The organism is Mesorhizobium sp. CNPSo 4671, assembly GCF_057784245.1.
In genome coordinates this window covers 696,297-705,992 of sequence record NZ_JBWLUW010000004.1, presented here as the reverse complement: position 1 = coordinate 705,992, position 9,696 = coordinate 696,297, and the positions used below count along the sequence as shown (strand labels likewise).

At 64.2% G+C, this 9,696-nt stretch carries 8 protein-coding genes; 3 read left to right on the top strand and 5 right to left on the bottom strand.

The window, feature by feature from the left end:
- Positions 1–90: 90 nt before the first annotated feature.
- Complete coding sequence (locus AC04SF_RS15490; protein WP_488478515.1) at positions 91–672, top strand: invasion associated locus B family protein; 582 nt, start codon at positions 91–93, stop codon at positions 670–672.
- 334 nt (positions 673–1,006) lie between these two features.
- Positions 1,007–2,248, top strand: a complete 1,242-nt coding sequence (locus AC04SF_RS15485; RefSeq protein ID WP_488478514.1) for a M24 family metallopeptidase — start codon at positions 1,007–1,009, stop codon at positions 2,246–2,248.
- Positions 2,249–2,439: 191 nt separating this feature from the next.
- Here the strand turns inward: AC04SF_RS15485 and AC04SF_RS15480 are convergent, their stop codons facing one another.
- The 5 genes from AC04SF_RS15480 to AC04SF_RS15460 form a co-directional block, all read right to left on the bottom strand.
- Positions 2,440–3,882, bottom strand: coding sequence for an amidase (locus tag AC04SF_RS15480; protein WP_488478513.1), 1,443 nt, complete (start codon positions 3,880–3,882; stop codon positions 2,440–2,442).
- A gap of 354 nt (positions 3,883–4,236) precedes the next feature.
- On the bottom strand, positions 4,237–5,325 hold the full coding sequence (locus AC04SF_RS15475) for a Gfo/Idh/MocA family protein (RefSeq protein WP_488478512.1): 1,089 nt from the start codon (positions 5,323–5,325) through the stop codon (positions 4,237–4,239).
- A 74-nt stretch (positions 5,326–5,399) separates the two neighbouring features.
- A complete protein-coding gene (locus AC04SF_RS15470; protein ID WP_488478511.1) occupies positions 5,400–6,563 on the bottom strand; it encodes an ABC transporter substrate-binding protein in 1,164 nt (387 codons plus the stop codon).
- 70 nt (positions 6,564–6,633) lie between these two features.
- Positions 6,634–7,476 carry an ABC transporter permease gene (locus AC04SF_RS15465; RefSeq protein ID WP_038650727.1) on the bottom strand — a complete coding sequence of 281 codons (843 nt, stop codon included), beginning with the start codon at positions 7,474–7,476 and terminating at the stop codon, positions 6,634–6,636.
- Positions 7,473–8,306 (bottom strand): ABC transporter ATP-binding protein, encoded by an 834-nt coding sequence (locus tag AC04SF_RS15460; RefSeq protein ID WP_488478510.1) that lies wholly within the window; start codon positions 8,304–8,306, stop codon positions 7,473–7,475. The genes AC04SF_RS15465 and AC04SF_RS15460 overlap by 4 nt, the downstream gene beginning before the upstream one ends.
- 310 nt (positions 8,307–8,616) lie before the next feature.
- Between AC04SF_RS15460 and AC04SF_RS15455 the strand changes: the two genes are divergently transcribed.
- Positions 8,617–9,558, top strand: coding sequence for a MurR/RpiR family transcriptional regulator (locus AC04SF_RS15455; protein ID WP_096458175.1), 942 nt, complete (start codon positions 8,617–8,619; stop codon positions 9,556–9,558).
- Positions 9,559–9,696: the final 138 nt, after the last annotated feature.

The window sequence follows — 9,696 nt, the reverse complement described above, 5'->3', positions numbered from 1 at the left end:
CTCGGCTTTCGGAACAGTCGCCCTTGTTGTATCAAGCCTTTTCCAGGAGAATACCTGCCGGGGCAAGGAAAACTGCGGGGAATGAAGAACATGGCAATTACTTTAGCAAGGTCTAATCTACTCCACATGGTCGCGGCATCGGCTGCTCTGTGGCTGCTATCGGCTTCTTTTGGCCCGGCATTTGCCGAGGACGCCGCCAAAGAGGCCCAATCCAAACAGTCCCAGCCCAAAGAGGCCGGACCCAAACCGGCCGACGCCAATCCATGGGCCGTGAACTGCTCCAGCGGCTCGGCGGCCGGCGAGCTGCAGTGCCAGGCGTCGCAGAACCTCACCGAAGCCAAGACCGGGCAGCGCGTGCTGACCGTCACCGTGCGCCGCGACAGCAGCAATGGCGGCTTTGCCATGCTGCTCGCTTTGCCGCACGGCCTGTTCCTGCCGTCGGGCGCCAGCTATCAGGTCGACCAGGGGCAAAAGGTCGTCATCGCCATCCAGACCAGCGACCAGAACGGCGCCTATGCCGCCACGCCGCTGTCGCCGGAACTGGTCAAGACGATGAAGTCGGGAACCAACCTGAACATCGGCATGGAATCGGTCACCCGCAAGCCGGTCACCATCCCGGTGTCGCTCGCCGGCTTCACCGCGGCCATCGCCAAGCTGGAAACGATCAAGTAGGGGGTTCGTCGTTCGCTTGGGTGGACCTCGCCAGATGCCTCAGCGATTAGCAGAGGGCCACCCGTCACTTCGTCATCCACGGGCGGAGCAAGGAGCGCAGCGACGCGGCGCAGACCCGAGGATCCATGCCGGGACTCCAACGCGCCACCACGGTCCAGAATTCTGCTCCGCTGCACTCCATGGTCGAGGTCGCGGCATGGGTCCTCGGGTCTCCGCGACGCCGCTGCGCGGCTGCTCCGCCCGTGGATGACGACGTTGGGGAGGCATCACAGAACGCGCTTGATTGTCCGCACCCACAATGCTCCGTTGCCGCTTCGGACATCCGGAGAAACACATGACGGGCTTTGTCGACCGCCAGCGCGCAACGCATCTGATGGAACGCGCCGGCATGGCGGCGCTTGTGCTCTCGGCACCCGAGGCCTTCCACTACGCGACCGGCGCATGGATCGGCCCGGCGGGACTGTTCCGGCGCGCCGGCGGCGGCTTTGTCGTCATCCCGGCCAAACAGGACCTGCCGATTGGCATCGTCGTCGCCGACTTCAACGCGGCGCAGCTAGGGATCGCCGCGCCCGAAGCAATCGTGCGTTCGCACCCGATCTGGATCGAATCCGCACCGGTCGATACATCTCACGGACTTCCCCTGGCCGAGCGCATCGAGGCCGGCCTCGCCTCGCTTGGCCGCACGCCGCATTTCTCGCGTCCCGCGACCTTCGACCTCGCCGGCTCGGTGCGCCAGCTGCAGCTTCTGCTGCACGACTTCGGACTGGCGCGGGCAACACTCGGTATCGACCTCGACTTTGTTCCAGCCGCCGATTTCGTGGCCATCCAGGCTTTGCTGCCGCATAACCCGATGGTCGACGGCTCACCGGTCCTAGACAGGCTGCGGGCCGTCAAATCGCAGCGCGAGATCGACCTCTTGCAGCAAGGCATTTTTCTCTCGGAAGCCGGGCTGGAGCGCGTGCAGGTGGATGCGATGGGCGGCATGCGCCAGGCCGATCTCATCGCGCTTTACCGCAAAGGCGTCGCCGACGCGGCCGCCGGCCTGTCGCATCCGGTCGCGACGGCCGAATATATGACGCTGGGTGCTCGCGCCAAGCGCGCCGACGCCAGGGCCGTAGCCGGCGATCCGTTGAAATGCGACATGGTCTGCACGGTTGGGTTCTACGCTTCCGACATGTCGCGCAATTTCACCTTCGGACCGCCTTCCGCCGACCAGGCCGAGTTGCACGCGATCGCCGAGCGCGCCTTCGAGGACGGGCTGGCGGCGCTGATCCCCGGAAACACGCTCGCTTATGTGCACCGCATCACCACCGAGAGCCTGGCGCGGCAAGGCCTGCCCTCCTACCGCCGCGGCCATTTCGGCCACAGCGTCGGGCAATCGGTGTTTTCAGAGCAATGGCCGTTCATCGCCGCCGACAGCGATGTCGTGATAGAGGCCGGTATGGTGCTGGCCTTCGAAATCCCGCTCTACATAGACGGCCTCGCCAGCTTCAATCTCGAGGACCAGTTCCTGATCACGGCGGATGGGCCTGTTGTGATGAACCTGCTGCCGAGGCGGCTGGAGATGGTTGGGTAAATGGCATCTCGGCACCGAAACTGCGGCGCGCTGTTGGACTACGCGCCATAGCATGTGTTGAGATTCAGGTCAGGCCGCGCCGAAAGCGGTGGTTCCCGAGAACCCGAGCGGAGCGTACTTAAAGTACGTGAGCACCGGCAGCGCAGGGCACCGCCGCTTGCAGGCCGGCATCACCTGAATATCAGCACATCCTAACCACTCACCGCCGGCCGCCTGTCCCTCCACGGCATCTCCTGCTCCAGCTGCGCCGACGCCGCCAGCACCGTCGTCTCGTCGCCATAGCGGCCGACCAGCTGCACGCCGATCGGCACGCCGCCCTTCGACCAGCCGAGCGGCAGCGAGATTGCCGGCTGGCCTGATATGTTGAAAGGAAAGGCAAACACCGCATCCGCCCATTTGGCGTTGTAGCGGTCGATGTCGGTTTCCGACATGTCGTAATAGCCGAACGGGCGCGGCAGCCGCGTCAGCGTCGGTGTGATGAAGAGGTCGTAGGCGTTGAGATCGCCGACAATGTCGCGGCCGATCTGGCGGAGCTGCTCGACATCGGCGATGTGCCTGACACCGCTGGTCGCGCGGCCACGTTCGATGATTGCCCAGGTCACCGCCTCGACGTCCCTTGGAGTAACCGGCCGGCCGATCACTGTCTCAAGATAGTCGAAGGTCGCCGCCGTCTGCACGCAGGTCATGTTGGTGTAGGTCGCCCACACGCCGTTGGCGTCGAGCGGCATGTCGTGCTCCTCGACATGATGGCCCAGCCGCTCGAGCGCAGCCACGGTCGCCAGCACCGCCGCTTTCACCTCCGGGTCCATGGCCGTGCCGTTGGGCGGCGTGACGGTGAAGCCGATGCGCAGCTTCTTCGGCGCCCGCGCCGACAGGTTGAGCCATGACGCATCCGGCACCGGCGGCGTGTAGGCGTCGCCCGGCAGCGCGCCGGCCACCGCGTCGAGATAGGCCGCGGTGTCGCGCACCGAGCGCGAGCAGCAGAGAAAATAGGCGCTGCCATACCAATAGTCGCCGAACGGCGCGAGGCTGACGCGGCCGCGCGACGGTTTCAGGCCGACAATGCCGCAGCACGACGCCGGAATGCGGATCGAGCCGGCGCCGTCGCTGGCTTCGGCGATCGGCACCATGCGCGCGGCGATCGCCGCCGCCGCACCGCCGCTCGACCCGCCGGGCGTGATGCCTTCCTTCCAGGGGTTCTTCGTCACGCCATAGAGCTTCGGCTCGGTCGTGATCGACCAGCCATTCTCGGGCGCGTTCGACTTGCCGACCAGCACCAGCCCTGCCGCCTTCATGCGGCGCACGACTTCGGTGTCGAAATCGGCGACGACGTCCTTCAGGTAAAAAGAAGAATTGGTGTTCGGCGCACCTGTCCAGGACGAGGCCAGTTCCTTGAGCAGGAACGGTACGCCGGCGAAGGGCGCCGATCTCTCGACCGTTTGCGCTTGCGCACGTGCCATGTCGTAGAGGCGGTGGATCACCGCGTTCAGCGCCGGATTGAGCCGCTCGACCAGCGTGATCGCCGCCTCGACCAGTTCGCCCGGCGACACCTGGCCGCCACGCACCAGCCCGGCCAGGTCGAGCGCATCGGAGTCCGCGTAGGTTTTCAACAGACTGTCGGTGACGGCGGCCATGTATTGCTCCTCTATATCGGATTTGAGAGACTCACCCTCACCCAGCTTCCGCTTCGACTGGTGTGGCTGATCGGCCCGCGGCTTGATTGCCACGTGGTTCCCCCAATCCGTCGCTGCTTCGCAGCGCCACCTTTCCCCCCTCCGGAGGGAAAGGAAGGGAGCACCGTTGGAAAAAGCGTTGACGGCAAAAAGCTTGGCGCCCTTCCTCTACCCCGTCGATCGGGGGGTCCGAAGGACGGGCGAGACCCGTGGCTCGCCCCGGCAGGTGTCTCGGCGAAGCCGAGACGGAGTGGGGGTCGACCAGCGCAGCATAGGAAATGCATGCGCGAAGCGGCCGGATGAGGGGGCGTCACTTCAAGCCAGCTCGACGGTGCGCCCCAATTCGATGCTCTCCTCTGCGGCGAGCACGATGCGCAGGCTGTTGACCGCCGCATCCATCTGCTCGGTCAGATCGAGATCCTCGCGGATGGCGCGCAGGAAGAACGCCTGCTCGCGGTCGCATAGCTCCTGATGGCCGGGTTCGTCCTCCATGCTGACGATCTCGTCGGGTTTGGAAAAGTTCTTGTCGCCGTCGACCGCGGCGTAATGGATCTTCAACGCATCGGTCTTGGTGTGGCGGTCGATATCGGCCGAATTGGAAACCTCGGCGTCCGAGGCGGTGCTTGCAGCCTGGCCGGCGACGATCGACACCGCGCCCTTGGGGCCGACCACGTCCTTCACGAAATAGGCCGTCTCGCTCATCATCGGCCCCCAGCCGGCCTCATACCAGCCGACCGAGCCGTCATCGAAGGTGACGTGCAGATGGCCGTAATTCTGCTTGTCGGCCTCCGCCCAGAGCTTGGCGCCGATGCCATGCACCCGCACCGGCCTGGCGCCGGTCAGCTGGCACATGACGTCGACATAGTGGACGCCGCAATCGACGATCGGGATCAGCGAATCGATCAGGTTCTTGTGCCAGTGCCAGGCGCTGCCGCTGCTCTGCTGGTTGAGGTTAAGGCGCATCACCAGCGGCTTGCCGAGCGTCTTGCCGACCTCGATGAACTTGATCCAGGAGGGGTGGACGCGCAGGATGTAGCCGAGCACCAGCTTGCGGTTCTTGGCGCGTGCCGCCGCCACGACCTTCTCGGCATCCTCGATGTTGGTGGCGAGCGGCTTTTCCATGAACACATGGCAATTGGCCGCGATCGCCTTCAGCGCGTATTCGGCATGGGTGTTCGGCCAGCTGTTGATCGACACGGCGTCCGGCTTCGTCTCCTTCAGCGCCAGGTCGAAATCCTCGTACAGCGGATAGCCGGCTAATTCGGTCGGGATCTTGGTGTTGCTCTTGATCGAGCGGCTCATGATGCCGACAATCTGAAAACCCTCGGAGCGGTGATAGGCGCTGGCGTGCGACGCCCCCATATTGCCGAGACCCACCACCAGCACTTTTACCTTGTCGGCCACCGCCACCTCCCACGCTTTCTTCAATGGATTGCGGGCGGCAACTCGTCGCCGCCCGTTGTCGCCGACAGCAGTCCTTACTTCACCGCCGAATCGAACAGATGCGCCTTGATCTTTTCGACATCGAGCGCGGCGAAGCCTTCCGACAGCTTGACGCCGTCGGCATCGGCCTTGACCTTGGCCTTGTCGAAGTCGTTGGCCGCCGGGATCAGGTCGTTGGTGCAGACATCCTCGGCCTTCACCGGATTGGTGATCTGGCCGATCTTGTGGATCTCGTCGAAGAAGCCCTGCCAGCTCGCCATGTCATGCGAGCCCCAGCCGCCGCGCTTGTCCATGTCGCCGCGGAAGACGTTGATCTGCTGCAGGATCGAGGTGGTGCCGAGTTCCGGCCCGAGATTCTTGGCCAGCGTCGGGAACTGCTCGAACACCGCTTCAACGGCGGCGCGCGGATTCTGGTAACCGAATTCGAGGCCCATCGCCCAGCCACGCAGGTATTTTTCCAGGAACGCCTTCTTGTCGGGATCCTCGAGATCTGCGGCGCGCACCACAAAAGTGTTGGCCGGCAGCTTGGAGTTCTTCACGCCGAGCCAGTATTCGAAGTCGAGACCCTTGGCGATCCATTCGGCACGCAGCCCTTCCCAGGAAAGGGCCGCGTCACCCTGGCCGCCGGCGAGTGCGGTACCCCAGGTTGGCCAGCCGGCCTCGACATATTTGACCTTCTTGATGTCGACGCCTTGCGCGGCAAGCAGCGGATCGGTGATCGACTGCCAGGCGGCGGAACCGAGCAGGATGGTCTTGCCTTCGAGCTTCTTCAGATCGTTCGAGCCCTCGCCCTTGCGGAAGGCGATGCTGAACGTGTCGCGGGCGCCCATATGGAACACCGACTTCAGCTTCATGCCGTTCTGGATGGCGAAGGAGAACACGCCGGGCGAGGGGAAGCCCATATCGGCCTGGCCGACATCGACGAACTTCACCGTCGCCGTGCCGTCCGACGGCCCCGGCTGCATGTCGGTGTTGAGGTCGCCGAAATAGCCGGCCTTCTTGGCCGACCAATAGGGATAGTCGTCGAGCACTTCGAGCGTGCCACGCGGCGAGATCCAGGTGAATTTCTCATAGGCCGCCGCCCTGGCTTTGAGGCCGGATGCGCCGAGCGCGGTTGCCGTCACCAGGCCGGCGCCGGTGACCTGCAGGAAATAGCGGCGGGACATCCCCGCCTGGCGGATCGAATTGTCTTTGGTCATCGCTTTCCCCTTTTTGTTTGATGTCAGTCTCATGGCACCCGCCTCCCGGGCACCGTCATTTCCTCCTGCTCTAAGCCTCCCAGCTCGCCCATTTCTTGCCGATGAGGAAGAACAGCACGTAGATCAGGATGCCGAGCGTCGACAGGATCAGCACCACGGCGAAGAATTGCGGCATCTGGATCATCGACGAATAGGTGGTCAGCCGGTTGCCGAGGCCAAAGCCGCCGCCGACCATCTCGGCGCCGACGGCGGTGAGCAGGCCGAAGATGGCGCCGATCATCAGCCCGACCAGAATCATCGGCAGCGCCATCGGCGCTCGGATCTTCCAGAAGATCTGCAAGGTGCTGGCGCCGTAAGAGCGGGCGAGCGCGATCTTGGCGCTGTCGACGCGGCGAAAGCCGGTGGCGGCGTTGATCATCACCATCGGCCCGGCGGCCAGCGCCACCGCGATGATGCGCGGCGTGTAGCCGAAGCCGAAGCGCAGGATCAAAAGCGGCACCAGCGCCAGCATCGGCGTGGTGACCAGCAGCAGGATGTAGGGCGCGACGATCTTCTCGGCGAAGGGGAACTGGGTGATGACGGCGGCCAGCACCAGCCCGACGACGGCGCCGATGGCAAAGCCGGACACCAGCTCGACCAGCGTGTAGCCGAGATGCGGCGCGATCAGCGGGAACTCGTCGAACAGCGCATAGGCGATCGAGCTCGGCGGCGGCATGATGTAGAGCGGCACATGGAACAGCCGCAAGGCCAGTTCGATGCCGCCGATGATGACCACGGCAACGGCGATGATCGCCGCCACTTCCTTGCCCGACTTGATGCCGGGGCCGCTGGCGAAGGCTGAAAGATTGGTCAGGCTGACCTCCTGGCCATCGCCTGATTTGGATTTGGAGAATTCCGGGATGGCGTCGCTCATGGCCTGATCCTCACGATCTCGGCGCTGGTGCGCTCCTGTTCCGGCGCCTTCGGCCTGGCACGCTCGCCGACAATGTCCATCTTGATGCGATTGGTGAGGTCGAAGACTTCCTTGGTCGCCATGATCTCCAGCGAGCGCGGCCGCGCGAACGGCACGCGGTATTCACGGGCAACCTTGCCCGGCCGGGCGCTCAGCACCACCACGCGGTCGGAGAGGAAGATCGCTTCCTCGATCGAGTGGGTGATGAAGACGATGGTGGTCTTGGTGTCGAGCCAGATCTCCTCGACCAAGCGGTTCATCTCCTCTCGCGTAAAGGAGTCGAGTGCGCCGAACGGCTCGTCCATCAGCAGCACCGAAGGTTTCAGCGCCAGCGCCCGCACGATTGCCGCGCGCTGCTGCATGCCGCCCGAAAGCTCGCGCGGGAACTTGCCGCCGAAGCCGTCGAGGCCGACGCGGTTCAAGAGATGCGCGATCCAGGCACGATCCGGCTTCTCGCCCTTGATCTCGAAGGGAAAACGGATGTTGGCGTCGAGATTGCGCCAGGGCAGGAGGTTGGCTTCCTGGAAGACGATGCCGATATCGGGATGCGGGCCGGTGATCTTGAGACCGTCGAGCCGGATCTCGCCGCTGGTCAGCTTGTGCAGCCCTGACATCGACCACAAAAGCGTGGTCTTGCCGCAGCCGGACGGGCCGACGATCGAGACGATTTCATTGGCCCGGACATCGAGGCTGCAGCGGTCCAGCGCCAGCAGATCGCCCGACGCCGTGTGATAGATCTTGGTCGCTGCCTTCACGCCAAGCTTCGGCGTTGTTATCTCGCCCGCGTTCATCCGCCCCTCGGAGATTGCGTGATGATCCAGTAGGTCATCAGACTGCCAAAAATCAGTCTGTAACTATCCTACTTTGCTGTCAAGCGGTCGCGGTGGTACGCTTACCATCAAAATTCCAGGTTTGTGTTAGTGCCTTGTTTTTGCGCCATTTTCTTCGCCTTGAAATGTGTGTTGCTTTCCTACATACTCCGGAAAGGAAACGCGAACATGCCGTCGCGGCACGCAGCGGTTGTAGCGTGGCCGGTGCATGGAACGACGGCGTGCAAACATGATAAGAGGTCAGGTCGAAAAGCCAGGGAAGACCGACTTCATGACCGAAGCTGACAGCCAGCAAGTGCCTGTTGCAAGCCAAGACACGGAGGGACGCGACGTCAGGCGCATCCCGGACATCATCTCGCTGGTCAAGGATTCCTACGCAGAGTTGAGCCCGGCGGAGCGCCGCGTCGCCGATGTCGTGCTCGACGATGTCAAATACGCGGTCGACGCCTCCAATGCGGCGATTGCTGAACGCGCCGGGGTCAGCGAACCGACGGTGACCCGCTTCTGCCGCGCCATTGGCTGCGAGGGCGTGCGCGATTTCAAGCTGAAGCTGGCGCAGAGCCTCGTCGTCGGCGCGCTCTATCTGGCCAAGTCGCCGGCCGTCAGCAACGACAACGGCATGCCGTTCTGGAACGCCGTGTTCGGCGAGGCACGCCGCGCGCTGCAGGAGGCCGAGCGGCAGCTCGACCCGGGTGAGCTGCAGAAGGCGGCCGAACTGATCGCCAAGGCGCGCCAGGTGACCGTCTTCGGCCTTGGCGGCAGTTCCTCGGCGCTGGCGCAGGAAACGCAATACCGGCTGTTTCGCTATGGCATCACCGTCAGCGCCCAGTGCGATCCTTATCTGATGCGCATGACCGCCTCGACCTTGAAGCCCGGCGATCTGGTGATCGCCATTTCGGCGACGGGGCGCACGCGCGAGGTGATCGAGGCCGTCGAACTCGCCAAGCACTACCGCGCCAACGCCATCGCCGTGACCGCGCCCGACACCGATCTGGCGCGGGCCTGCGATGTCCGGCTGACGGTGGCGGTGCCCGAATATCCGGACACGCTGAAGCCGACCGCCTCGCGCTATGCCTTCCTGATGATGATCGACCTTCTGGCGGTGGCTTCCGCCTACAAGCTCGACGGCTCGGCGCGCGAAACGGTGCGCCGCATCAAATACAACGCCCAGATCCACCGCACCGGCAAGGAGATGGAGCCGCTCGGGGATTAGGGCACAGTCTTTTCCTTCTCCCCTTGTGGGAGAAGGTGGATCGGCGCGCAGCGCCGAGACGGTTGAGGGGTGGGTGACGGAGTGCTGTCGGCGCCAAGCTGGAGCACCCCTCATCCGACCTCGCTTCGCGAGGCCACC